We start from the raw sequence: 24,674 nt of genomic DNA on the forward strand, positions 1-24,674 counted from the left end.
GGCCGGGGTCAGCGCGGGTCGATCGCGCGGGCCCCCAGGTGCGAGGTGAGGATCTCCAGCGCGGCGGCCTCGGGGTCGCGACGGGCGCCCGGCGACGCCGCCTCGGCCGCGGCCTCGGCGAGCATGTCCTCCTCCTCGGCGGCCTGGTTCCGTACCGGGGCGGGTCGTGCGCCCGGACCGTCGCCCCCCTGCGGTCCGGCATCACGAGGGTCCGGCGGTGCGTCCTCCGGCGGCGGCTCCGGCGGCAGCGGGACGTCGGAGTCCCCCGCGGGACCGCGGGTGGGCCGCCCGCCCTGCTCGCGCTGCGGAGCGTCGCGCTGGGAGGGGCGCTGCGGCACCGCCCGCTGCGCGCGTTCCGGCGTGGCGGCGCGACGCGCGGTCGCGGCCTCCCCGGTGTCGCAGTGGACCCGCCACTGGACCCCGAGGACGGCGCGCAGCGCATCGGCGATCACGTCGGTGTTGCGCGCCTCGGACAGCCGCCGGGCCAGCGGCGGGGCGCCGATCGCGAGGACCAGGGTGTCGCCGTCGACCGCCCGGACGGTGGCGTTGACCAGCAGCGCCTCGGTGCTGCGGCTGCGCTGACGGACAGCGGCGAGGATCTCCGGCCAGACCCGGCGGACCGCCGTCGCGTCCAGCGAGGACGCCGACGACACCGGCTGCGCCGACTCCGGCGGTACGGCGTCGGCGGGGGCGCCGTCGCGGGGCGGGGCGGGGCGACGGACTGGGGCCTCCTGCGCGGCGGGCTCCTCGGCCCCGCCCGCTCCCGGCCCGTCTGCCCGGCGACCGTCCGCCGGCCGACCCTCTGCGGCCGGGCCGTCCGTACCCGGGCCCTCGGCAGCAGGTCCGTCGGCAGCCGGGCCGTCCACCGGGGCCGGGCCGGCGGTCGCCGGAGCGCGTTCCGCGGAACGCTCCGCGCCGGACTCCGCACCGGCGGAGGGAGCAGCGGGCCTGCCCGAGGACGCCGCCTCCGTCGCGGCGCCGCCCGGCCCGCGTGGTCCGGTCGCGGCCTCGGCGTGGGGCGTCGTGGCGCCCGCCGGACGGTTCCCGGCATCCGCGGACGCGGGGCCACGACCGGAGGGCTCACCGCCCCGGTCGTGGGCGTCGCCGCCCCGGTCATGGGGGCCGTCGCCCTGGTGCGCGCCGGGGGCTGCGGCCGGGGCGGCAGCGGTGGCCCGGCCGTCGTCGCGTTCCGCGGAACGCGCCGCGCCCGCCTCCGGTCCGGTCCCCGCCGGCTCCGGGACGGTGGGCGCCGGGGCGGTGGGTGACGGGACGGGCTCGGCGGGCCGCGGCGGTGCCGGGGCGGGCACGGCCGTCGGCGCCCCTACCTCGCGTTCCGCGGAACGCGACGGTGCGCCGCCGGTCGGCTCCGGGGTGGCCGGGCGCTCGCTGGGCCGGACGAACCGCTTGGCGGCTCCGCCGTCGTCGGCCGGGCCGGCGGGGCCCGGCGCGATCGCGTTGCGCCGCTCGATGCGTTCCAGGCGTTCGAGCAGCCCGCCGTCGGAGGTCGTGGCCGCCGGGAGCAGCATCCGCGAGACCAGCAGCTCCAGCAGCAGCCGCGGGGCGGTCGCCCCGCGCATCTCGATCAGACCCTGGTGCAGGATCTCGCCGTAGCGGGTGAGGGTGGCCGGGCCGAGCCGGGCGGCCTGGTCGGCCATCCGGGACAGCTCGTCCGCGGCGCCGTCGACCAGTCCCTGCTCGGCCGCGTCCGGCACGGCCTGCACGAGCATCAGGTCGCGGAAGCGCTGCAGCAGGTCCGAGGCGAAGCGACGGGGGTCGTGCCCGGCCTCGACGAGCCGGTCCACCGCGCCGTAGACGGCCGCGCCGTCGGCCGCGGCGAGCGCGTCGACGGTGTCGTCGATCAGGCCGGAGTCGGTCACCCCGAGCAGCGCGACCGCGCGCTCGTAGGTCACACCCTGCGGCCCGGCGCCGGCGAGCAGCTGGTCCAGCACCGACAGCGTGTCCCGGGCCGAGCCGCCCCCGGCCCGGATGACCAGCGGGAACACCGGCGGCGCGACGGTCACCTGCTCCTCGCCGCAGATCTTCTCCAGCAGCGCGCGCATCGTGCCGGGCGGGATCAGCCGGAACGGGTAGTGGTGGGTCCGCGACCGGATCGTCGGGAGCACCTTCTCCGGCTCCGTCGTCGCGAACACGAAGACCAGGTGCTCCGGGGGCTCCTCGACGATCTTGAGCAGCGCGTTGAAGCCCTGGGTGGTGACCATGTGCGCCTCGTCGACGACGAACACGCGGTAGCGCGACTCGGCGGGCGCGTAGAACGCCCGGTCACGCAGCTCGCGCGCGTCCTCGACACCACCGTGCGACGCCGCGTCGAGCTCGACGACGTCGATGCTGCCCGATCCCTCGGGGGCGAGCGCGATGCACGAGTTGCAGACGCCGCAGGGATCCGGGGTCGGCCCCTGCTCGCAGTTCAGCGAGCGCGCCAGGATGCGCGCCGAGGACGTCTTGCCGCAGCCCCGCGGCCCCGAGAACAGATACGCGTGGTTGATCCGCCCCGCGGTGAGGGCGGTGGCCAGGGGCTCGGTGACGTGCTCCTGCCCCACGACGTCGGCCAGCTTGGCCGGGCGGTACTTGCGGTACAGAGCCAGAGCCACGAGGGGAAGGCTACCCAGGGGGTCCGACACTCCGGGGACCCGCTCGGAGACAGAAGGGGACCCCGCGCACCCGCCAGAGCCTGTTGACCCTTGCTGCCTTCCGGCCCTGGGGGAGTTCACAGGATGGACGCCGCACGGGGTCCACGGACAGTGTGCCACGGACGGCGCCGTCGGGCGGCGAGGGGGCCGCGTCGGATCGCCGAGGGCGTCGCGTAACCTCTTTCGCGGAGGATTCGCCTAGTGGCCTAGGGCGCACGCTTGGAAAGCGTGTTGGGAGCAATCCCTCAGGGGTTCAAATCCCCTATCCTCCGCCAGCAGGAAGGCGGAACGCCGGGCACACCCTCGCGGGTGGCCCGGCGTTCGTCGTCCCCGGCTTCGGTCTCCGCGGTGGACGGGCGAGGCGACGAGGTCCGGCATCCCTGCGCACCCTGCGACGGCGCGGCGGCGGACGGGACGTCGCGGCGCTGCGAGGTGGGAAGGCGGTGCTCGATCCGAACCGGGTCCTCCTCAGCGCCGCACTCGGCCTGTGGACGGCGGCACCGCTGATCGCCTACTTCGCGCAGCTCTCCGCGGGAGTCGGCCTCCCCGTCGTACTGACACCGGCGGCAGGACTCGGCCCGCTCATCGTCGTCGTCCCGGCTGTCGTGACCCGGCACAGCCACTCGGCGATCGGTCCGTTCGACCTCCTCCGTGCGGCGATCGCCGGGGCGGCGCTCGTCGTCTGATCCGGCTTCGACGCGGCTCCCACCGCGATGGTCTTCGCGGTCGGCGCCGACACGGCAGCGGCACTCCCCCACCGTCCGGACGGCCTGGCGCGACCGCCGGCTCCGAGAACCTGGTGTTCCACGTCCTGGTCGGCCTCGGAGCTGCGTTCACGCTCCTGACGCTGCGCAGCGGGGTCCCGCCCGACTGGGCATTCGCGGTGTACATCCTGGTCCTGTGCCTGCTGCTCATCAGCCTCGTCACGGCACGCAGGCACTCCGCGCTCGTGTGCTCCGCTCGTCGGCTGCAGGGGCACCTGCGGGCACCAGGCGTCCGCTCGGAGCTCGCCGGCGGTCGATCCGGGTCTAGGGTCGACGACGGACCGGCATCGGAGGACGTGCTGGGGGCCGGCCGCGCCGCCGGTCGAGGGCCGTCGTCCCGCACGGCCGCGCGGTGTCCCGGATGCCCGGTCCCTGGATCCTGCCGTCGTGGAGTGAGGTGGGCGATGGACGTCGATGTCCTGCGCTACGTGGTGACGCTCTCCGAGGAGCTGCACTTCGGACGGTCCGCGGCGCGGCACTATGTCGCCGAGGGGCATTTCGGACGACGGATCCGGCGGCTCGAACGGGAGCTCGGTGTCCGGCTGTTCGACCGCACGACGCGCCGGGTGTCGGTGACGCCGGCCGGGGCCCGCGTCATCGCGCACGCCCGCACGACCCTGGCCTCGTTCGACAGCCTGGTCGAAGCCGTTCGCGGCGTGGAGGCCGACGGGCAGGTGCTGCGGGTCGGGGTACTCGGGTTCGGTGTCGCGCACCGATGGCGGACGCTCGTCTCGGGCATCGCCGCCGCGGCACCGGGGGTCCGCATCGAGTACGAGGAGCTCGATCTGATGGACCAGTACGACGCCGTACGGAGCGGCGACGTGGACGTCGGGCTGGTGCACCATCTGGGTGGCCTCGACGGCCTGGTGATGCAGCCGGTGCTGAGTACGCCACGGGTGGCGGTGGTCCCCCGCACGTCGCCGTTGGCCGACGCGGACCGGCTTGTGGAGGCCGATGTGGCGGATCTGCCGTGGCTCCCGATGGCCGGAGCGGACCCCCGGCTCGCCGAGTGGGCGGCGGCGGGCCGGCAGGGCGGGCGGACAGGGCAGGTGATCCGCCGACCGGCCGCGATCCCGACCGCCGTCGCGACGTCCGGGCGGATCGGCCTGCACGGGGCGGTGGCGGTCCGCTACTGCAGCCATCCGGAGGTGGCCTTCGTGCCGCTGGAGGGAGCGCCCGTCGACGTCGCCGTGGCCACCGGCGGGCACGACGACCGCCCGGTGATCCGGGCGGTCCGGGCGGCCGCGGAGGCCACCGCCGGTGCCCGGGGCCCGGGGATTACGGCCGATCCGATACATGATCCCGGCGCGGCCTGCGTGCTCGACTGAGGGCGTCGGCCCACCGGGGCCGGCTCCCCCGAAGACGTGGAGGCACCCATGGCATCCGGTCGCACCCTCGTCACCGGCGGGCACGTGATCTCGATGGACCCCGCCATCGGTGACCTGCCCACCGGCGACGTCCTGATCTCCGACGGGGAGATCGTCGCCGTCGCTCCCGTCGTGGAGGCCGACGGGGTCGACGTCATCGACGCCACCGGGCACATCGTGCTCCCGGGACTGATCGACACCCACCGGCACACCTGGCAGTCGCTGGTGCGCGGCATCTGTGCGGACTGGCCGCTCGGGGACTACTACTTCGGCATCAGGCTGGGGATCTCACCGGCGATGACCCCCGACGACGTCCGGCTGGGCCAGCTGGTGGGTGCCGCGGACGCGCTCAGCGCCGGTGTCACCACGCTGCTCGACTTCTCGCACACCAACAACACCCCCGACCACTCGGACGCGGCGGTGCAGGGCCTGCGCGACGCGCACATCCGGGCAGCCCACTGCCACGGATTCTTCGAGAGCTCGCCGGGGGGCTCCCGGTTCGGGACCCACGCGGACCGTCTCCGGGACTTCCGACGGCTGGCCGACACCTGGTTCCGCGACGGCGACGGCCTGCTCTCCCTCGGCGTCTCGCTGAACGAGGTCTTCGGAGTGCCCTGGCAGGCGACCCTCGACGAGTTCGCCGTCGCCCGCGAGTACGGCGCCCTGCTCGTCAACCACACCGGATGCGTGTGGGGCAGCTCGATCACCGGTGGGGTCCTCGAGCTCGACGCCGCAGGTGTCCTGGGCCCGGACATCGTCCATGTGCACTGCAACGCACTCACCGGCGAGGAGTGGGCCGCGCTCGTGCGGTCCGGCGGCAAGGTGTCGATCTCGGTCGAGACCGAGCTCAACATGGGTATGGGACGGCCGGTGTTCGAGGCCTGCCGGCGTCACGGCCTGGCCCCGACCCTGTCCGCGGACGTCACGAGCCTCAACAGCGGCGACCTCTGGCACCAGATGCGGTTCGGCCTGGGCTTCGACCGGTGGGACGCCACGCACGCGCTGAACCTGTCCGGCCGCATGCCCGACGTCGTCACCACACCGGCGTCCGACGCGCTGCGGTGGACCACCGTGAACGCGGCCGAGGCGATGGGGCTCGGGGACCGCATCGGCTCGCTCACCCCCGGCAAGCGGGCGGATCTCGTGCTCGTCGGCGGAGACGCACTCGAGCAGCACCCGCGGACGGACCCCTACGGGAGTCTCGTGTTCCAGACGACGGTCGCGGACGTCCGGACCGTGCTGGTCGACGGCCGGGTGGTCAAGCGGGACGGCGTGCTCGTCGATCTCGACGCGGTGGACCTCGGTCGTCGGGCGGACGCAGCGGTCGACGCCCTCCTCGGCCGCATCGCCGACGGCGGCGGGACGCTCCCGGGCACACCACCCGGTGCCTGGGACGCGCTCGAACCGGTCTTCGCCGAGCATCGCAGGGCCGTCGGCCGATGAGCCGCGCGATCGAGCGGGCGGACCTGGTCGAGGTCGCGGCCGGAGTCTTCGCCTACGTGCAGCCCGACGGCAGCTGGATGATCAACAACACCGGTGTCGTGCTGGGCACGCCGAATCGTCCGCTGCTGGTCGACACGACCTCGACGGAGACCCGGAACCGAGCGCTGCTGTCCGTGGTCGCGGAGGTGGCACCGGGCCGCCCGCTCACGCTGGTCAACACCCACCACCACGGGGACCACACCTTCGGCAACTGGCTCCTGGAGGCGGACACCCCGATCCTCGCCCACGAGCACTGCCGCGAGGACCTCCTGGCCGCGGGGCTCGTCGCCGCCCGGCTGCTACCCGGCCCGGACTACGGGCGGCAGGAGATCCGCCCGCCCGACGTCACGTTCGCGGGCCCGATGACCCTGCACCTCGGTGACCGGCCGGTGCAGCTGATACCGGTCGGACCGGCCCACACCCGTGGGGACATCGTCGTCCGGCTCCCCGAGGACGGCGTCGTCTTCGCCGGTGACATCGCGTTCGCCGGTGGCCAGCCCTTCCTCGTCGAGGGCAGCGTCGCCGGGTACCTCCGTGCACTCGAGGAGCTCCGTGCACTCGACGCCGAGGTGCTCGTACCGGGGCACGGCCCGGTGTGCCGTGGAGCCGAGGTCGGCCGTCTGCTGGACGATCTGGAGGGCTACGCCCGCTTCGTCGATGCCGTCGCGAGGGAGGGTCACGCCGCGGGAACTCCCCCGCTGGAGGCCGCACGTGCCGTCGCCGACGACCCCTACCGGGACTGGCAGGAGGCCGAGCGACTCGTCGGCAACCTGTACCGCGCCTACAGCGAGCTCGACGGCGACCCGCCCGGCACCCGGCTCGACCTGGGCGCCGTGTGGGAGGACATGACGGCGTTCCACGGCGGCCCCATCCGCTGTTTCGCCTGAGGAGGAGAGATGCGTCTCGCGACCTGGTCACATGAGGGCGTCGTCCGGTCGGGCGTCGTCACCGACGTCGGGCTGCACGCGTTGCCCGACGGCAGGACCGTGCTGGACCTGGTCCACGCCGGTCTGCCCGCCGCGTTGGAGGCGGGCGCGTCCGCGCTGTCCACGGCGCCGGTCCCGCTGTCCGAGGTCCGGCTGCTGCCGCCGATCGCCCCGCCGACGATCCGCGACTTCGTCGCCTTCGAGGAGCACGTCGAGGGCGTGCTGCGCGCGGTCACCGCCGAGGCGGCGGTGCCGCCGGAGTGGTATCAGGCCCCGACGTTCTACTTCACCAACCCCTACGCCGTCGTGGGCGCGTTCGACGACGTCGCGGTGCCACCGGGCAGCGAGCGGTTCGACTTCGAGCTCGAGGTCGCCTGTGTCGTCGGCAGGGACGGACGCTCGCTGACACCCGAGCAGGCCCGGGGCCATGTCTTCGGCTACACGGTGCTCAACGACTGGTCGGCGCGCGACCTGCAGAGCCGGGAGATGCGCGTACAGCTCGGACCGGTCAAGGGCAAGGACTCGGCGACGACGCTCGGACCGTGGCTCGTCACCGCCGACGAGGTCGAACAGCACCGTGACGCCCACGGCTTCCTGGACCTCGCGATGTCGGTCACGCTGAACGACACGCTCGTCGGGCACGACCTGCTGGGGAACATGGGCTGGCCGTTCGAGGAGCTCCTGGCCTATGCCTCACGCGGGACGGAGATCCGGGCCGGGGACGTCATCGGCTCGGGGACCTGCGGGAACGGTGGCTGTCTCGCGGAGCTGTGGGGTCTGCGGGGGACGGACGACCCGCCGCCGCTGCGCCCCGGTGACGTCGTCGAGATGACGGTCGAGGGGATCGGGTCGATCCGCAACCGAGTCGTCGCGGGCCCGACGTGCCCGGACGTCCGACCTGCCCGGCCCCGTCCACGTACCCGGAGGGAGACCCCGTGACCCACACGGACGAGCAGACCTGGTCGGCGACCTTCGGTGCCGCCGACGCCGACGCGGCGTGGTTGCTGTGCGACCGGCACGATCCCGACGCGATCGCCTTCACCCTGGTCGACGCCGACCTCGCCGGCCGCGACCTGAGCTACGGGGAGCTGGCGGACCGGTCCCGCCGGATGGCCGCGGTCCTGGCCACCCACGGGGTCCGGGCCGGTGACCGGGTGGCGGTGCTGATGGGCAAGCGGATCGAGCTGGTGGTGACGCTCATGGCGATCTGGCGGTTCGGTGCCGTCCACGTACCGCTGTTCACCGCGTTCGCCGCCCCCGCTGTCGAGATGCGGGTGGAGGCCAGCAGCGTCGGTGTGATCGTGACCGAGCCGGCCCAGCGTGCCAAGCTCGACGCCCTCGACGGCCGGACCGTGCTGGAGGCGGGGCCGCGTCTGGACGCCGAGCTCGATGCCGCCGAGCCCGTCACCGGGCGGGTGGCCGTCGGGGGCGACGGCCAGCTGGTCGAGCTCTACACCAGCGGCACCACAGGACACCCCAAGGCGGTCCCGGTCCCGGTCCGTGCCCTCGCGGCGTTCAGTTCCTACATGGTCTTCGGACTCGACGTCACCGACGACGACGTGTTCTGGAACGCCGCGGATCCCGGCTGGGCGTACGGGCTCTACTACGGCGTGCTCGGCCCGCTGGCCATCGGCGGGCGGAACCTCCTGCTCGACGCCGGCTTCGGCGTCGAGACCACGTACGCGGTGCTGGAACGCTTCGGCGTCACCAACTTCGCTGCGGCCCCCACCGTGTACCGCGCACTGAGCCGCGCGACCACGACGCCGACGGTGCGGTTGCGGCGGGCGTCCTCCGCGGGCGAACCGCTGACCCCCGACGTGGCCACCTGGGGAAAGAACGCCCTGGACGTCGAGATCCGCGATCACTACGGGCAGACCGAACAGGGGATGGTGATCGTCAACGGTTGGCACGACGAGGTCCGCGCCCCGGTGCGGCCCGGCTCGATGGGGCGGGCGCTGCCGGGGTTCCGGGCAGCGGTCGTCGATGGACAGATCGCGCTCGCCACCGACAGCCCGTTGATGTGGTTCACCGGGTACGTCGACGCCCCGGAGCGGACCGCCGAACGCTTCACCACCGACGCCGCCTGGTACCTGACAGCCGATATCGGCAAGGTCGACGCGGACGGGTACTTCTTCTTCACCTCCCGTGACGACGACGTCATCCTCGCCGCCGGATACCGGATCGGCCCGGTCGACGTCGAGAGCGTCCTGGCCACCCATCCACTGATCGCCGACGTCGCCGTCGTCGGCGCCCCCGACGCGGTGCGTGGTCAGATCGTCGTCGCCCACGTCGTCCTGGTGGACGGTGTCACTGCTCCGGACGACCTCGTCACCGAGCTGCAGGACATGGTCCGGTCCCGGTACTCGGCCCACGCCTATCCACGGCAGGTGCACGTCGTGGACTCCCTGCCCCGCACCCCCAGCGGGAAGGTCCAGCGCTACCTGCTCCGGTGACCACGATCCCGCTCGACCACACCGGAACCGCGGTGCGGTCCCGCGGCGTCCGGCTACGGAGGAGGACCGGCGTCACCGACCACCACCAGCCGATGCCGGGTGACCCAGGCGATGACCGGGACCGGGACCGGGACCGGGTCGGGCTCGGAGCCCGCCCGGTCGGGCCGCCACGTCCCGTCGCCGGACCGGTGCGAGGGTGCCTCCGGCGTCGCGGCGCGATGGCTGAGCCGCCCTTGCCCCCCGCCCCCACGACGAGTAGGGCGGCCGGTACGAGGGACGGGGGAGGAACTGAGCACACCCCGCACCGGCAGTCACCTCCCTGATGACCGCCGAGCGCCGCCTATGCGCCGAGGTGGTCCGTGATCCGCTCGGCCGCCTGCTGTCCGCTACGAATGGCTCCGTCGACCCACGGTGCGGTCATGTGGTCCCCGGCCAGGTCCACGTTTCCGGCGGGCAGAACCGCACGTGCGGCGGCGAGACGACGAACGGTGCCCGGGCCGAAGGTGGGGGTGTAGGGCTGGTGCCGCATCACGACGCGGTCGGTGACCTGCCCGACGACCTCGGGGTGGTACTTCTCGACGTCGACCTGAAGACGGTCGGCCAGCTCGGTGTCGTCGAGGTCCTCCGCACGTGCCGGACGGGCCGCGGTGACGAGCAGCAGACCACCCTCCTCGGCCCAGCTGTTGGCGAGGTAGATGCCGCCCATCGTCGCCTGTCCGACCTCGGGGGTAGTGACGACCTCCATCCCGACGGGGCGGCCCTGCGCGGTCAGTGAGATCGCCTCGCGGGTGCGGAGGTAGACGTAGTCGATGCGCGAGTAGGGGATCGTCAGGTGGGCCGCGACCGGCGCCGGTGCCTGCGTCCAGATGCGGGCCGTGACGTCGGCCGGGCAGGCCAGCACGGCGCGTCGCGCGGTGATCTGCTCGCCGCGGGCGTGGACCACGACGCCGTCGCCGGTGTCCTCGACCTGGTCGACCGGTGTGTCGTGGCGGACGTCGAGTCCCTGGGCGAGCGTCGTGACAAGGCGGTCGGCGCCGCCGGCGATCTCGCGGAGCTGGCCGGAGAAGACATGGAGCTGCAGGGCAAGCATCGCCGCCGACAGCTGGTCGCTGGTGACGCCCCAGAGGAACTCGTGCGGAGCTGCGGTGAACCAGCCTCCCGCGGTGGGGGTGAGCCCGTCGGTGACCGCACGCGAGTCCCGCCCGGCGAAGGAGACCAGGTCGCCGAGGTCCTTCGGTCGCGACACCAGGATCGGGCCGGCGGCCTTGAGCACGGAGACCTTGTCCCTGACTGACAGTGCGGAGGTCCGCAGCGGGCCGGGGACCGAGCCGTAGTCGACGTGATGCCACGTGCCGCCGCGTCGCAGCGCGGTGTGGAACCCGGTCGGGATCGCGACCGTCTCCCCGTCGAGACCGACCTCCCGGAGGAGCTGCGCCATCGCGCGGTAGCCGTGGGTGTGGAAGATGCCGCCGTGCTCCAACCGAAGACCGGGGCGTCGCTCGGTGCGGATGCGGCCGCCGGTGTGGCTCTCGGCCTCCAGCACCACGACGGACAGCCCTCGGGCGGTCAAGGTCCGCGCGGCGACCACTCCGGCCATACCCGCACCCACAACTACGACATCGACGTCGGCCATGGATCGAGACGGTAGGGACGTGCGAACCGCCTGCCGTCCCGCGCCGGGGGGAGACATGTACCCACATCTGCGCGGTGGCCCGCGGGATGCTGCCGAGCACAGATCCGCCGAGTACGTGCCGAAGTGCCGACCGGACCGCCCTTCGGACTGAGGTCTCCGCAGGTCGACGGGGTCGCCCGGCCGGCGTGACTCCCCTCGACAGGATCTGGTCCAGCGTCACCGACCACCACCCGTCGATGTGCCGGGTGACCCACGCGATCGTCGGGACGGGGACCGGGGCGGGTTCGGAGTCCGCCCGGTCGGGCCGCCACGTCCCGTCGCCGGACGGGTGCACCGTCCAGCGGACGCGCGCCGGCCGCCACAGGGTCTGTCAGGTCGAACTGCCACCGTCGTAGCGCGACACGGGATGCCGACATCGCCCGGGCCTGGCATCACACGGTCCCGGCCGAAAGTACGACGCCCCGCAGGCGGAACCGGCCTCCGGGCCGATCCGCGAGCTCTGCACGGCCGCCACGCTGAACCGGTGCAGCGAACAGACGTGAGCGTTCCCCCGGATCCGACGACCACCGCGCCCGGCCGGGTCGACGCCCTCGACGCCCTCCGCGGGCTGGCCCTGTGCGGGATCCTGCTCGTCAACATGCCCGCGATCGCCGGGCTGCCGCCCGCCGCGGGGTCCTGGAGCGGCACCCTGCCGCAGTGGCTGGAGCTCACCGCGCACCAGCGCTTCTTCCCGCTGTTCTCGTTTCTGTTCGGGCTCGGCACCGCCCTGTTCCTGGACGCGGCCGCCCGGCGGACCACCCGGCCACGGCTCGTGCTGCTGCGCCGGCTGCTCGTGCTCGGCGTGCTCGGCGCCGCGCACCATCTCCTGCAGCCCGGTGAGGCGCTGCTCCCGTACGCGATCGTCGGCGTCGTCGTCCTCCTCCCGGCCTCCTGGCTACCGCGGCCGGTGATCGCGCTCGGCGGCGCGGCCGCGACGGGCGTGGCGCTCGCGTTCACCAGCGGCGGACTCCTCCTCGTGCCCGGCCTGTTCCTGCTCGGTCTCGCCGCCGCCCGCTACGGCCTGCACCACCGGATGGCGGCGCCGAACCGGGCCGTGTGGACGGCCGTGCTGGCCGGGGCCGTCGTCGTCGCGGTGCCGCTGCTCAGCATCCAGGTCGACACGATCGAGCACAGCGGGTTCGACCGGGTGTCCTCGACCGCCGGGCTCGCCGTGGCCGTCGGGTACGCGAGCGCACTGGTGCTGCTGACGGCGTCCCGGTTCGGGCCGTGGGCGTCGTCCGTGCTCGCCCCGCTCGGCCGGCTCGCATTGACGAACTACCTCACGGCGACGCTGATGGTCGTGCTGCTGACCACGGCCCCGGCGTTCTCCGGCCCGGGCGGGTACCGCGCCCTGCTCCCGCTCGCCGCCGCGATCCTGGTGGTCCAGGTCGTCGCGAGCCGCTGGTGGCTGCGGCGCTTCCGGTACGGGCCGGTGGAGTGGTTGTGGCGCAGCATCGTCTGGTGGTCACCCGCTCGGATGAGATGAGCCGACGGCGGTCACACGGACGTGCGGACCTCTCGTCGGACCGGTGGACGAATCGCCATGATCGGACACTCACGGCTCGGGCACGCAGTCGTCGCGGCGAGGAGGACCGATGACCGGCCAGGACGACGGACAGGGTGTGGACGGCCGCTGGGGGCGCGCGGCGGTGGCGACGGCCGTCGTCGTGGCGGCGGTGTTCGCAGGCCAGTTCCTCTGGACGGCGGTGCGTCCACCGGCGCCCCCGTCGGACGGGATGCGGTTGTGGCAGGCGACCGAGCTGATCGTCCCCTTCGGTGTGTCGCTGGTCCTGCTCGTGCTGTGGCTGCGGCTGCGGGAGAGCCGGGGGCTGTCGGATCTCGGGGTCCCCGTCCGCCGGCGGGCCCGGGCGGTGCTCGGTGCGGGACTGCTGGCGCTGCTGGTCCTCGCGGTGGCCTCCGTCGCCGGTGCGCTCGCCGCCGGCGACGACGGCGGCGGCGGCGGACCGACACCGGAGGGAGCCACCGCGCTCCCGGGAGTGCTCGCCGTCGTGCTCGTGCTCGCCGCCACCGCGCTCCAGTCCTCGACCGAGGAGCTGCTGTTCCGCGGCTACCTGCTCGGCGCGGTGCGCACAGGATTCGGCAGCGGCGCCGCCGTCGCGTTCAGCTCCGTCGTGTTCGGTCTGTGCCACTCGTTCAACTCGGGCGCGACCGTCGTCTACGTGGCGACGACCGTCGCGCTGGGCGCCCTGCTGGGGGTCATCTCGCTCGGCCGGGGCGGGCTGTGGGCCGCATGCTCCTTCCACACCGTGTGGGACGTGGTGCAGAACATCCAGGCCGACCCGACCGCCCCGGCCCGGGACACCGGGTCGACCGCGGTCGACGTCGCGGTCCTGTTCGCGATCGTGTGCTGCGTGGTCGTCGCGGTGTGGCTCCGTCGCCGTCGCCCCGCCCCGCAACGCCCGCAGGTGGCCCGGTGACGGTTGCCGGAGTCCTGTCGGCCCTGGCCGCACTGTCGGCGACGCTGTGCGTCGTCGGCGTGCTCGTCGAACGGCGGCGGTTCCGCAACGCCGTGGCCGGTGGGACGACGGTGGTCCTGCTCCTGATGGCGTCGATCGCCGCGATCCCCCGGGTCGACGTCGGCGTCGTCGACCTCGTGACGGCGCTGGTCGCGGCGCTGCTCATCGTGTTCGTGCTCGTGCTGACGGGGTTCCTGCTCGTCAACGGCGTCGTGATGATGCGGCGGGAGGGGCGTCGGCCGGCGAACCTGCTGTCGCTGCTCGCGGGTCTGGCCTGTCTCGCGGTCGTGGTCCTCGTCCCGCTCACGCTGCAGCTCGAGAACCGGTTCCTGACCACGGTCACCTACGTGACGCTGCTGCTCGCGGCCCACCTCGGCCTCCTGCTGTGCAGCCTGCTGGCCTACTCCTTCGTCTACGGGCGGATGGAGGTCCGACCCGGGGTCGACTTCGTCGTGGTGCTCGGGTCGGGTCTCATCCGGGGTGCGGTGCCGCCGCTGCTCGCCGCCCGTCTGGACCGCGGAGTGGCGCTGTGGGTCCAGGAGCGGGAGCGGGGCGGGGACCCGATGCTGGTGACCTCCGGTGGGCGCGGTCCCGACGAGCCGGTCGCCGAGGCCGTCGCGATGGCCGACTACCTCGTGGCCCGCGGTGTGCCGTCGGAGAGGATCCTGCGGGAGGACCGGTCGAGGACGACGCGGGAGAACCTCGTGTTCAGCCGGGCGCTGATGACCGAGCGGGCGCCCGACCACCGGTGCGCCGTCGTCACCAACAACTTCCACGCCTTCCGGGCCGCGCTCACCGCCCGCCGGGCCGGGGTGAACGGCCAGGTCGTCGGTTCGCCGACCGCCCGCTACTACTGGCCCAGCGCCACCCTGCGCGAGTTCGTCGCGATCCTCGCCGAGCACCCGGTCCTGAACGGCACGATCTGCCTCGCACTGGTCGTCCTCGGGGTCCTGGTCGGCCTCGACCGGTAGCCGCCGGCTACTGCGACGACCCCGTCGCCGCCACCCCGACGCCGAGCCCGATCATCGCGAGCCCACCGGCACCGCCGACGGCCGCGATCCGCCTCGGCGACGACGCGAACCAGGCCCGGGCCGATCCGGCGGCGAGGGCCCACACGCTGTCGAGCACCAGACCGATGGCGACGAAGAACGCCCCCAGCAGCAGGATCTGCGTGACGACCGGCCCGCGGGCGTCGACGAACTGGGGCAGGAACGCCACGAAGAAGACGACGGACTTCGGGTTCAGCACGCCGACCACCAGACCGTCGACGACGCTGCGGGCCGGACCCACCTGCCGGGCGTCACCGGCCGAGCGCTGCATCGCGCGGACGACGTCGTGCCGGTGCCGGAACGCCGTGATCCCCAGGTACACCAGATAGGCGGCGCCCACCAGCTTCAGGACGGTGAACGCCGCGGCGGACTGGGCGACGAGGTGCCCGAGGCCCACCGCCACCGCGACCACCTGCAGGAAGACGCCGACGGCGTTGCCGACGACCGTCGCCAGCGCGGCGGACCGGCCGGCCGCGAGCGCGCGGCCGACGGTGAACACGACGCTGGGTCCGGGGATGACGATGACGACCGCCGCGGCGGCGGCGAACGCGAGGAGTCGATGGTCCACGGCGGAAGCGTCCGCCGGCCGGCCTCCGGTGTCGAGCCCGTTCCCGATCAGCGTCGGGGCGGTGCGCGGCGGTCCGACCGGTCACCATCACTCGACCCGGGCCCGGCGGTCCGCCATCCTGGTACCGGACCGCCCACCCGGCGGCTCCCCGGACGAGACGCGCCGTACCCGGAACGCCAAGACGACGCATCCTTCCGGGAGGAGCTCGTCATGGCATGGATCTACCTCGTGGTCTCCGGTGTGCTGGAGACGGTGTGGGCCGCGGCGCTGTCGCAGAGCCGCGGGTTCAGCAGGCTCGGCCCGTCGCTGCTGTTCGCGGGCGCGCTGGCCCTGAGCATGGGCGGGCTGGCCCTGGCGTTGCGCGACCTGCCGGTCGGCACCGCGTACGCCGTGTGGGTGGGCATCGGCGCGGTCGGCACCGCGCTCTACGGCATGGCCGCCCTCGGGGAGCCGGCGACGACGGCGCGGCTGTTGTGTCTGCTGGCGATCGTCGCCGGTGTGGTGGGGCTGAAGGTCCTGCACTGAGGCTGGAGACGACGGCGGGGCCGGACCTCGTGAGAGGTGCCGGCCCCGCCGCCTGGGAGCCCCTTACTCGAAGGGTCCGTCCTTCAGCAGCCCACCGACGGGACCCTCGACGAAGCGGGGGTCGGCCTGCGGGATCTCGGTGTCGGTGCCGTTGACTCCGTCCGGCCGGTTGTTCGGCGAGAAGGTGTCCGCGGCGTCGAGGAAGCTGTAGCCGAACGTGTCGGAGGTCTCGAGCACGGCGTCGAGGCCCTGCGTCGGGCTCTGGGTGCTCGGGTAGCCGTGGTCGCGGTCCTCGTCGGCCGCGGCGATGCCGGCCAGCGGGAACGCCACGGCGCCGAGGGCGCCGACGGCGATCAGTGAGCGGCGCATCCGGTTCTTCATCGAATCCGTCCTTCGGTTGGGGAGCAGGCCGTTCACACTAACGGCCCAGTGCGGTACGGCGTACGGAGCACGCCGCACCGGCGTCACATGTTGTCGGCGCCGGCCTTGATCGCCTCGCGGATGCGGTTGTAGGTGCCGCACCGGCAGATGTTGCGGATCTCGTCCAGGGCGTCGTCGTCGATCGAGCGGCCCTCGGCCGCACACCGCTTGACCAGGTCGATCGCGGCCATGATCTGACCAGGCTGGCAGTAGCCGCACTGCGCGACGTCGTTGTCGATCCAGGCCTGCTGCATCGGGTGCAGCTCCTCGCCCTTCGCGATCCCCTCGATGGTGGTGATCTCGTCGGACTCGGAGATGGCGCCGACCGGCACCGAGCAGGGGTTGAACGCCTTGCCGTTGATGTGGCTGGTGCAGGCCTTGCAGACGTTGATCCCGCAGCCGTACTTCGGACCGGTCACCCCGAGCAGGTCGCGCAGGACCCACAGGACCCGGACGTCGTCCTCGACGTCGACGGTGACCTTCTCGCCGTTGACCGTGAAGGTGTGGGAAGGCATGTCAGTCTCCTCAGCGGACGAAGTCGAGGCCGTTGGTCGGCGACGGCGGGACGGGCGGGACGGTCGGGTACGGCTCGAACGGCAGCGGCTCGTTGTGCAGGATCGGGAACTCGGTCGGGACCTTCCCGGTCGCCCGGGCGTAGGCGTTCGCGATCGCGCCGCAGGTGGCCGCCACGCCGAACTCGCCGGCGCCGCCGGGCTCCGGGGCCTCGGAGTCCTCGATGAGCACGATGTTCATCTCCGGCGGGGTGTTCCACTGCCGGGTGTAGAAGTAGTTGTCCCAGCTGGCCTCGACGAAGTGACCGTCGACCAGGTGCAGGCCTGAGGTCAACGTCATCGCGATGCCGTCGTTGATCCCGCCCATCATCTGGGCCTCGAGACCACGCGGGTTGATGATCAGGCCGACGTCGACGACGTAGGTGACCTTGGTGACGCGCGGGCCGGTGCGAGCGGAACGGATCTTCCGGTTCACCGTCTCGGGGCGGCAGTCCAGCTCGACGACGGCGCAGGCCACGCCCTTGTACTCGACGTGCATCGCGATGCCCTGGGCGGTGCCCTCCGGCATCGACTTGCCCCAGTCCGCCTCCTGCGCGGCCCGGTCGACGACGTTCTTCCAGCGGGTCAGCTTGGTGAACTCCGAACGGAACTCGTACGGGTCCTTGCCCATCTTCGCCGCGACCTGGTCGATCATCAGCTCGCGCGCCGTGGCCGTGTCGGGCGAGTAGATGTTGCGCATCGAGCAGGTGTTGAAGCGCATGTCGACCTCGTTGAGCAGCGAGGTGGCAGCGCCGACGTTGTACGGGTTGGTCTGCGTCGTCAGGTAGATGCTCTGCGAGATCGTGTAGTTGCCGCCCGGAGCCTTGTTCGCCGCGGCGGTGATCGCCTCGGACAGGCCGGGGTTGATCTCGGTGGCGACGCTGGTGTGGCGGATCTCGAAGCTCGAGACGCTCTCCCCGGAGACCTGCGCCCGGACCCGGGTGGTGGCCATCGGGTGCGTGCGGCCCTGGCGGGAGTCGTCGGAGCGGGTCCACATGAGCTTGACCGGCTTGCCGAACGCCTGCGAGCACTCGGCGGCCTCCTCGAGACCGTCGAAGAACAGCCGGCGGCCGAACGAGCCGCCGCCCTCGGTGACGTGCACGGTGACCGCGTTCTGCGCGATCCCGAGCTTCTTGGCGATCTCGGCCTGCGCGGCGATCGGCGACTTGGACGGTCCCCAGATCTCGGCCGAGCCGTCGCGGACGTCGGCGATGGCGCAGTTGGTCTCCAGCGCGGAGTTGCTGCGGAAGTAGAACGTGAAGTCGCCCTCGACGGTCTCACCCGGCACCTGGGGCACGGCCAGCGGCAGCTCGCCACGGCGCAGGGCCGCCAGCACGGACTCGTCGTTCTCGCCCTCGACCGTGCCGCCGTCCCAGTCGACACGCAGCGCGTTGACCGCGTCGACGGCCTGCCCGAACGTCTTCGCGCGGACCGCCACGCCGGTCGGGACCTGCTCGACGTCGGTGACGCCGGGCATGTTCCGGACCTCGTCGATGTTGCGCACACCCTGCGGGGCCGAGTTGATGTTCGGGCCGCGGCAGATGACGGTCGGCAGCGCGTCCGGGATCTGCAGGTCGGCGAGGAACTTCTTCTTCCCTGTCACCATGGCGCGTGCGTCGGACTTGGTCCGCGGCGTGCCGATGACGGTGAACTCCTCGCGGTCCTTCAGGACGACGTCGACGGCCTCGTTCACCGCGCTGGAGGCCATCTCGGTGAGCTCCCCGAAGGGCAGCTGCTCGCCGTTGTTGCCGGTGATGAGCCCCTGACGGCTGCGCAGCACGTTCACGTCCTGGCGCAGCTCGTTCGCGGCCGCGTCGAGCAGCCGCTTCTGCGCGAGCGCCGCCGCGACCCGGATCGGGGTGTAGGTGGAGAACGTGGTCGTCGAGCCGCCGGTGAGCTGGTTGAACACCAGTTCCGGGCGGGCGTCGGCCAGGGTGACGATCACCTGGTCGGGGTCGAGGTTCATCTCCTCCGCGATGATCATCTGCGTCGAGGTGATGATGCCCTGGCCGTTGTCCGACCGCGGCAGCGCGAACGAGACGGTGCCGTCGCGGTTGACCTCGATGCGGATGAGGTTGGCGGTCGGGCGCGCCGAGTCGCGGATGACGTCGAGCAGGTCGTAGAGCTCGGCGGGCAGGGGCGGCGACGGGATCGCGGCCGCGTTGGCCTGCGGGACGCCCGGGAAGTAGGTCTGGCGCCCGATCTCGGCCGCGACCACCAGCGTGGGGGCGGCGACCAGGTAGCCGAGGAACCGTCGGCGGCTGACGTTCTTGCGGTCGTCTCCGGACGCCGGGCGCTCGGGGGCGGTGGCGCTGTGAGCGGGCATCGTTGTCCTCTCGGAATGTGCTGCGGTGCGCGCCCGATGCGACGTCCGGTGCGGGGAGCGGGGGACGACTGCGGGGCTTTCGGTCGATCAACGACGTGCCTGATTCGACGGATACGCGTCGGTACGCGTGGCACACGTAGAGGGAAATCCGCTGGTCGGACTGTCGGAGATCCAATGATTCGCAGGTCAACGACCTGGCGCTCAGGGTCCCCTTACCCGCAGATGCGGATGACTTGCCGCCACAAGTTCCGCAGGATGGGGTTGCTCTCCCGGCGAACAGACCACTCGTACGGGTGATCCAGTGGAGAGGGCCCGAACCTGGACCGGGTCTCGGCCGAAGGGGCTGCGCCCGCCGCCCGGGTCCCGGTGCGGCGGGCGCGCGCCGTCACATGGTGTCGGCGCCGGCCTTGATCGCCTCGCGGATGCGGTTGTAGGTCCCGCACCGGCAGATGTTGCGGATCTCGTCCAGGGCGTCGTCGTCGATCGAGCGGCCCTCGGCCGCACACCGCTTGACCAGGTCGATCGCGGCCATGATCTGACCAGGCTGGCAGTAGCCGCACTGCGCGACGTCGTTGTCGATCCAGGCCTGCTGCATCGGATGCAGCTCCTCGCCCTTCGCCAGACCCTCGATCGTCGTGATCTCGTCCGACTCCGAGAGGGCGCCCACCGGCACCGAGCACGGGTTGAACGCCTTGCCGTTGATGTGGCTGGTGCAGGCCTTGCAGACGTTGATCCCGCAGCCGTACTTCGGTCCCGTCACGCCCAGCAGATCCCGCAGGACCCACAGGACCCGGACGTCGTCCTCGACGTCGACGGTGACCTTCTCACCGTTGACCGTGAAGGTGTGGGAAGGCATGTCAGTCTCCTCAGCGGACGAAGTCGAGGCCGTTGGTCGGCGACGGCGGGATCGGCGGCTCGGTCGGGTACGGCTCGAACGGCAGCGGCTCGTGGTGCAGGATCGGGAAGTGGTCCGGCACCCGGCCGGTGGCGCGCGCGTAGGCGTTCGCGATCGCCCCGCAGGTCGGGGCGACGCCGAACTCGCCGGCCCCACCGGGCTCCGGCCGGCCGTTGTCGACCAGGTGGACCTGCAGGTCGAGCGGGGTGTTCCACTGCCGGGTGTAGAAGTAGTTGTCCCAGCTCGCCTCGAGGAAGTGACCGTCGACCAGGTGCAGGCTTGAGGTCAGCGTCATCGCGATCGCGTCGTTGATCCCGCCCATGATCTGTGCCTTGAAGCCGAGCGGGTTGATGACCAGACCGCCGTCGACGGCGAAGACCGCCTTGGTCACCCGCGGGCCGGTCCGCGCCTGGCGGACCTTACGGTCCACGGTCTGCGGGCGGCAGTCGATCTCGACCAGGCAGGCGGCGAAGCCCTTGTACTCGACGTGGAACCCGATCCCCTGCGCCGTGCCGTCGGGCATCGACCGGCCCCAGTCGCCCTCCTCGGCGACCTTGTCGAGCACGGCGCGCATCGCGTCGTTGCGGAGGAACTCGCGGCGGAACTCGTACGAGTCCTTGCCCATCTTCTCCGCGATACGGTCGACGATCAGGTCGCGCGCGGTGCAGACGTCGGGCGAGTACACGTTGCGCATCGAGCCGGTGTTGAACCGCATGTCGACCTCGTTGAGCACCCGGGTCTGGGCGCCGAAGTCGTAGGGCGTGGCCTGGGTCAGCTCCCAGATCGCCTCCGCGACCGAGACCTGGCCCAGCGGCGCCTTCGCGGCGGCCGCGGTGACGGCGTCACCGAAGCCGTGCCCGAAGTCGCAGCTGACACCGGTGTGCCGCTGCTCGAAGCTGACGACGGACTCGCCGGCGACGACCGCCCGGATCCGGGAGGTCGCCATCGGGTGCACCCGGCCCTGGCGGGAGTCGTCGGCGCGCGACCAGATCAGCTTGACCGGCTTGCCGAGCTTCTGGGAGATCTCGGCGGCCTCCTTGGCCGCGTCGCCGAAGAGGCGACGGCCGAACGAGCCGCCGCCCGGGACGATGTGGATGGTGACCGCGTTGACCGGCAGCCCGAGCTGCTCGGCGATGTCGTGCTGCACGGTGATCGGGATCTTCAGCGAGGTCCAGATCTCGCACCGGCCGTCCCGGACGTCGGCGATCGCGGTGTTGGTCTCCAGGGCCGAGCTGCTGCGGAAGTAGAAGGTGAAGTCGCCCTCGACGGTCTCCCCCGGCACCGACGGGACCGCCAGCGGCAGCTCGGCCGCCCGTACCTTCTGCAGCACGGACTCGTCGTTCTCGCCCTCGACGGTGCCCGCGTCCCAGCGCACGCGCAGCGCGTTCGCACCGTCGACGGCCTGGCCGTAGGTGTGTGCCCGCACGGCGACGCCGGTGGCGCACTCGACGACGTCGGTGACGCCCGGCATGGAGCGCACCTCGTCGGCGTTGGCGACCGAGACCGGGGCGCAGTTCAGGTTCGGGCCGCGGCAGATCACCGTCGGCAGCGCGTCGGGGATCTTCATGTCGGCGATGAACTGCTTGCGGCCGGTGACGATGTCGCGGGCCTGCGCGTTGCGCCTGTCGGTCCCGATGACCGTGAACTCCTCGCGCGGCTTGAGCACCACCTCCACCGAGCGGGTGGCGTCGACGGCCGCGGCCTCGGTGAGCTCCCCGAACGGGATCGCGCTGCCCCCGGCGCCAGTGATGAGCCCCGCGCGGCTGGTGAGGGTGCCCACGTCCTGCTGGAGGAGGGCGGCGGCCGCGTCGAGCAGCCGGCCCTTCGCGATCGCCGCGGCGACCCGGATCGGGGTGTAGGTCGAGAACGTCGTGCTGGAGCCACCGGTGAGCTGGTTGAAGACCAGCTCGGGACGCGAGTCGGCCAAGGTGACCGTCACCTGGTCCGGGTCGAGGTCCATCTCCTCGGCGATGATCATCGCGGTCGAGGTGATGATCCCCTGCCCGTTGTCCGACCGCGGGAGCTGGAACGACACCGTGCCGTCCCGGTTCACCTCCACCCGGATCAGGGCCGAGGTCGGCCGGGAGGAGTCGCGGACGGCGTCGAGCAGGTCGTAGGCGTCGGCCACCTGGGGCGGCGACGGGATCGCGGCGGCCGAGGCCCCCGGCGGGGCGAACAGCTGCTGGCGGCCGACCTCCGCCGCGACGACGAGGGTGGGTGCGGCGACCAGGTAGCCGAGGAATCGGCGACGGCTGACATCGCGGCGTTCGGTGCGTGCACGTGTCGGGGCAGACATCGTTGTCCTCTCCTTCGCTCCGTGGCCCGGGGGGAGCGGCCGGCGGAGTCCGTTGGAGAGCGGAACGAGAGGGCAGTGGTCGTGATGCGCTCGGCGATGTGACCCACGGAACCCACTGAGATCCGCACAACGCCGATAATCGGGCCGAACATACCCGCAGATGCGGATGCGATGTGTCTCACAGGTCCGAATCAGGAGGTTGTGCGCCCGATATTCCGTTCACCTGTTCGAGCGAGCGTCGCTACCAACTTCAGTGGGTACGCCGACCGGCGCGCAGCAGCTTCACGAAGGTCCAGGGCAGGACGACCAGCGCACCCAGGACACCGACGATCCCGGCGACGACGATCGCCCAGTGCCCGGCACCCGGCTCCGGGGTCGCCACGAAGCCGGCGACCAGCACCAGCGCCGGGACGGCCACGATGCCCGGCCACACCAGGGTGCCGAGCCACTTCTCCCCGACCGTCCAGGAGCGACCGGTCCACAGCATCACGACACCGGCGAGCCAGCCGACGACGGGCAGTACGAAGCCGCCGAGCATCAGCATCAGGACGGTGAGGACGGGGTAGGCGTCCGGGTCGCCGGGGCGGGCGGACTCCGGGGTCGCGTGGTCGTGCGGGGTGGTGGTCATCGTGGTCATCTCCAGCTCCTCGTGTCGGGGTGTGCACCCACTGTCGCGCCGGACGAGGGTCGGCCACATCGGAGCCGGGAATGATCCACGCCGTCGGACCACGGTCGGAGACGGGACGCGCTCACTCCGCCCGCGAGAGTGCCTCCACCCCGGGACCGGTGAGCGCGTCGCCCCCCGGCGGCCGGCCCGAGATCGCGAGGAGCAGGGCCAGCGCGGTCCCCCGCACCTCCGGGCCGCTGCCGACCACCAGGCCGGTATCGGTGGCCGACAGGCGGATGCCGGCGACGGTCTCGCGGGCACCCCCGAACGAGGTGGAGGTCCGGATCTGCAGCGCGAGCGCGCCGGCCACCGCCGCGGGGGCGTAGGTCCGGACGATCCCGAGCGGACGACGGACGTCCTCCCCGTGCACGACCATCTCGACCAGCCGGGTCGCGAGCGGGGCCGGCGGCGTGGCGGTCATCGGCACGCACTCCGCGAACCGGCGCAGGGTCTCGTCCGGCGTCGCACCGCGTGCGCGGGCGAGCCCGTGCTCGTTCTGCCGGTCGAAGTCCATGCGCGCCCGCAGCATGCCGACGACGAACCGGCCCCGGGTCGTCCGGGCGGTGTCGACGAGGTGGGCCAGCACGTCGTGGACGGTCCACCCGGGACAGAGCGACGGCGTGTCCCACCGGTCGCCGGACACGTCCCGCAGGTCGGCGACGAGCGCGGCGCGCTCGGAGTGGACGAGCTTCCAGACCTCGGTCACGGTGGTCCTCCCGGGCGTCGAGCGGATGGTCGGCTGCTCCTGGGGACCGCCCGGCGGCCGTGGACTCATCGGCCCGACGACAGAGGGCCGGACCCCCGACTCGGGGATCCGGCCCTCTGACCAGCGGTAGCGGTGGGATTTGAACCCACGGAGGCGTGAACCTCACGCGCTTTCGAGGACGGAGCACGGGCGTTCAGCCGGGAACGTCCATGACCCCCGACCACTACAGCCAGCACTCTCCTTAGCCTGCGGCGAAGAACGAGCACCAACAACTGCAACCGGGAATGCAACCAGGCTCGCTGGGGCAGCGCAGCCCGCGCGCTTCGCCGAACAACCCCGAAACGCGGCCTTCCAGACTCTCTAGGTCGCCTCGATCATGTCCGTAGGCGGGCATGTACCTCCGCCTTGCAGGCGACTAGTCAATATCCGTCGGCTTGTGTGCGGCGCAGTACCAGCCACGAGATAGGACTGGGACTGTGTCGCGCGACTCACACCGTGTACAGCGGGGGCCGTATGAGATCACAGCCTCTCGCGCGTGCCGATCGATGACAGCGCCGAAACCACTGCGCAGTTCGGCACGATGGATCGGCGCCCTTCCGCGTCGTTGCTCTGGTACTCGAACCGCCGCCTCGGTCGACTCCAGCTCGATCCACAGGTCACGGTGAGCCGGGGTAACCAGTGGAAAACCGTGCCGGCGACCGGCATTTAGCCTTACCAGATCGTCGGCGGGAGCCCGCTCCACGACTTCGTAGACCCGGAGAGCCCTCTCGGGCGGCCGGAGGCGAGCATGCCATCCACCACAGAAACGTCCGCGACCGAGTTTCGAGCATTGCCCACCGATACGCGGACTGCACTGCTCGGGAAGAACATCCCGAACCCCAC

Annotated in this window: 21 protein-coding genes, 1 tRNA gene, 1 other RNA gene, 1 pseudogene and 1 riboswitch; of the genes and pseudogenes, 12 read left to right on the plus strand and 12 right to left on the minus strand. The window is 72.4% G+C overall.

What is annotated here, in order from left to right; translation table 11 throughout:
* Positions 1-8 precede the first annotated feature (8 nt).
* The 3 genes and pseudogenes from DMP15_RS30250 to ffs all read right to left on the minus strand — a co-directional run bounded on the left by DMP15_RS30250 (position 9) and on the right by ffs (position 2,755).
* A complete protein-coding gene (locus DMP15_RS30250) occupies positions 9-866 on the minus strand; it encodes a hypothetical protein (RefSeq protein WP_443217688.1) in 858 nt (285 codons plus the stop codon).
* Positions 852-2,609: pseudogene (locus DMP15_RS00940) on the minus strand (DNA polymerase III subunit gamma and tau); the annotation flags it as partial. The pseudogene DMP15_RS00940 and the gene DMP15_RS30250, both read right to left, overlap by 15 nt.
* Before the next feature lie 51 nt (positions 2,610-2,660).
* An RNA gene (gene ffs, locus DMP15_RS00945) (signal recognition particle sRNA small type) lies at positions 2,661-2,755 on the minus strand.
* Between the two features lie 80 nt (positions 2,756-2,835).
* Here ffs and DMP15_RS00950 point away from each other — a divergent pair.
* The 7 genes from DMP15_RS00950 (at position 2,836) to DMP15_RS00980 (ending at position 9,640) form a co-directional block, all read left to right on the plus strand.
* A tRNA-Ser gene (locus DMP15_RS00950) sits at positions 2,836-2,923 on the plus strand.
* A 168-nt stretch (positions 2,924-3,091) separates the two neighbouring features.
* A complete protein-coding gene (locus DMP15_RS00955; protein WP_073575751.1) occupies positions 3,092-3,334 on the plus strand; it encodes a hypothetical protein in 243 nt (80 codons plus the stop codon).
* Positions 3,335-3,816: 482 nt separating this feature from the next.
* Positions 3,817-4,740: a LysR family transcriptional regulator gene (locus tag DMP15_RS00960; RefSeq protein WP_073575750.1), complete on the plus strand. Its 924-nt coding sequence runs from the start codon at positions 3,817-3,819 to the stop codon at positions 4,738-4,740.
* A 48-nt stretch (positions 4,741-4,788) separates the two neighbouring features.
* Positions 4,789-6,222 carry an amidohydrolase family protein gene (locus DMP15_RS00965; protein WP_073575749.1) on the plus strand — a complete coding sequence of 478 codons (1,434 nt, stop codon included), beginning with the start codon at positions 4,789-4,791 and terminating at the stop codon, positions 6,220-6,222.
* Positions 6,219-7,148: an MBL fold metallo-hydrolase gene (locus DMP15_RS00970; protein WP_073575748.1), complete on the plus strand. Its 930-nt coding sequence runs from the start codon at positions 6,219-6,221 to the stop codon at positions 7,146-7,148. Before DMP15_RS00965 ends, DMP15_RS00970 begins: the two co-directional genes overlap by 4 nt.
* Before the next feature lie 9 nt (positions 7,149-7,157).
* The gene (locus tag DMP15_RS00975) at positions 7,158-8,126 is read left to right on the plus strand and encodes a fumarylacetoacetate hydrolase family protein (protein WP_073575747.1); all 969 of its coding nucleotides are present in this window, start codon (positions 7,158-7,160) and stop codon (positions 8,124-8,126) included.
* Entirely contained in the window at positions 8,123-9,640 is a 1,518-nt protein-coding gene (locus DMP15_RS00980; protein ID WP_337825350.1) for an AMP-binding protein, read from the plus strand. The genes DMP15_RS00975 and DMP15_RS00980 overlap by 4 nt, the downstream gene beginning before the upstream one ends.
* Positions 9,641-9,980: 340 nt before the next feature.
* Here the strand turns inward: DMP15_RS00980 and DMP15_RS00985 are convergent, their stop codons facing one another.
* Complete coding sequence (locus DMP15_RS00985; protein ID WP_073575746.1) at positions 9,981-11,273, minus strand: NAD(P)/FAD-dependent oxidoreductase; 1,293 nt, start codon at positions 11,271-11,273, stop codon at positions 9,981-9,983.
* Positions 11,274-11,811: 538 nt separating this feature from the next.
* Between DMP15_RS00985 and DMP15_RS00990 the strand changes: the two genes are divergently transcribed.
* From DMP15_RS00990 to DMP15_RS01000, 3 genes are all read left to right on the plus strand, one after another.
* Positions 11,812-12,798, plus strand: a complete 987-nt coding sequence (locus DMP15_RS00990) for a DUF418 domain-containing protein (protein ID WP_202417190.1) — start codon at positions 11,812-11,814, stop codon at positions 12,796-12,798.
* A 109-nt stretch (positions 12,799-12,907) separates the two neighbouring features.
* Entirely contained in the window at positions 12,908-13,750 is an 843-nt protein-coding gene (locus tag DMP15_RS00995; RefSeq protein ID WP_083658638.1) for a CPBP family intramembrane glutamic endopeptidase, read from the plus strand.
* Positions 13,747-14,760, plus strand: coding sequence for a YdcF family protein (locus DMP15_RS01000; RefSeq protein ID WP_073575743.1), 1,014 nt, complete (start codon positions 13,747-13,749; stop codon positions 14,758-14,760). Before DMP15_RS00995 ends, DMP15_RS01000 begins: the two co-directional genes overlap by 4 nt.
* Positions 14,761-14,767: 7 nt before the next feature.
* Here the strand turns inward: DMP15_RS01000 and DMP15_RS01005 are convergent, their stop codons facing one another.
* Positions 14,768-15,406, minus strand: a complete 639-nt coding sequence (locus DMP15_RS01005) for a LysE family translocator (RefSeq protein ID WP_073575741.1) — start codon at positions 15,404-15,406, stop codon at positions 14,768-14,770.
* Positions 15,407-15,530: 124 nt separating this feature from the next.
* Positions 15,531-15,597, plus strand: a riboswitch (guanidine-III (ykkC-III) riboswitch).
* A gap of 19 nt (positions 15,598-15,616) precedes the next feature.
* On the opposite strand from DMP15_RS01005, the gene DMP15_RS01010 reads away from it, so the two are divergent.
* A complete protein-coding gene (locus DMP15_RS01010; protein ID WP_060713653.1) occupies positions 15,617-15,931 on the plus strand; it encodes a DMT family transporter in 315 nt (104 codons plus the stop codon).
* Positions 15,932-15,994: 63 nt separating this feature from the next.
* On the opposite strand, the gene DMP15_RS01015 is transcribed toward DMP15_RS01010, so the two are convergent.
* From DMP15_RS01015 to DMP15_RS01045, 7 genes are all read right to left on the minus strand, one after another.
* Complete coding sequence (locus DMP15_RS01015) at positions 15,995-16,312, minus strand: hypothetical protein (protein WP_073575740.1); 318 nt, start codon at positions 16,310-16,312, stop codon at positions 15,995-15,997.
* A gap of 83 nt (positions 16,313-16,395) precedes the next feature.
* Positions 16,396-16,866, minus strand: coding sequence for a (2Fe-2S)-binding protein (locus DMP15_RS01020; RefSeq protein ID WP_073575739.1), 471 nt, complete (start codon positions 16,864-16,866; stop codon positions 16,396-16,398).
* Between the two features lie 10 nt (positions 16,867-16,876).
* Positions 16,877-19,228 (minus strand): xanthine dehydrogenase family protein molybdopterin-binding subunit, encoded by a 2,352-nt coding sequence (locus tag DMP15_RS01025; protein WP_073575737.1) that lies wholly within the window; start codon positions 19,226-19,228, stop codon positions 16,877-16,879.
* Positions 19,229-19,613: 385 nt separating this feature from the next.
* Complete coding sequence (locus tag DMP15_RS01030) at positions 19,614-20,084, minus strand: (2Fe-2S)-binding protein (RefSeq protein WP_073575736.1); 471 nt, start codon at positions 20,082-20,084, stop codon at positions 19,614-19,616.
* A 10-nt stretch (positions 20,085-20,094) separates the two neighbouring features.
* Positions 20,095-22,419: a molybdopterin cofactor-binding domain-containing protein gene (locus DMP15_RS01035; RefSeq protein WP_073575734.1), complete on the minus strand. Its 2,325-nt coding sequence runs from the start codon at positions 22,417-22,419 to the stop codon at positions 20,095-20,097.
* Between the two features lie 250 nt (positions 22,420-22,669).
* Positions 22,670-23,056, minus strand: coding sequence for a hypothetical protein (locus DMP15_RS01040; protein ID WP_073575732.1), 387 nt, complete (start codon positions 23,054-23,056; stop codon positions 22,670-22,672).
* A gap of 112 nt (positions 23,057-23,168) precedes the next feature.
* Positions 23,169-23,792, minus strand: a complete 624-nt coding sequence (locus DMP15_RS01045) for a maleylpyruvate isomerase family mycothiol-dependent enzyme (protein WP_073575731.1) — start codon at positions 23,790-23,792, stop codon at positions 23,169-23,171.
* Positions 23,793-24,327: 535 nt separating this feature from the next.
* On the opposite strand from DMP15_RS01045, the gene DMP15_RS01050 reads away from it, so the two are divergent.
* Positions 24,328-24,501 carry a hypothetical protein gene (locus DMP15_RS01050; protein ID WP_337825351.1) on the plus strand — a complete coding sequence of 58 codons (174 nt, stop codon included), beginning with the start codon at positions 24,328-24,330 and terminating at the stop codon, positions 24,499-24,501.
* Positions 24,502-24,674: the final 173 nt, after the last annotated feature.

Origin of the sequence: Pseudonocardia sp. UM4_GMWB1 (assembly GCF_017312155.1) — a bacterium.
In the GTDB taxonomy this organism is placed as follows: Bacteria; Actinomycetota; Actinomycetes; order Mycobacteriales; family Pseudonocardiaceae; genus Pseudonocardia; species Pseudonocardia alni.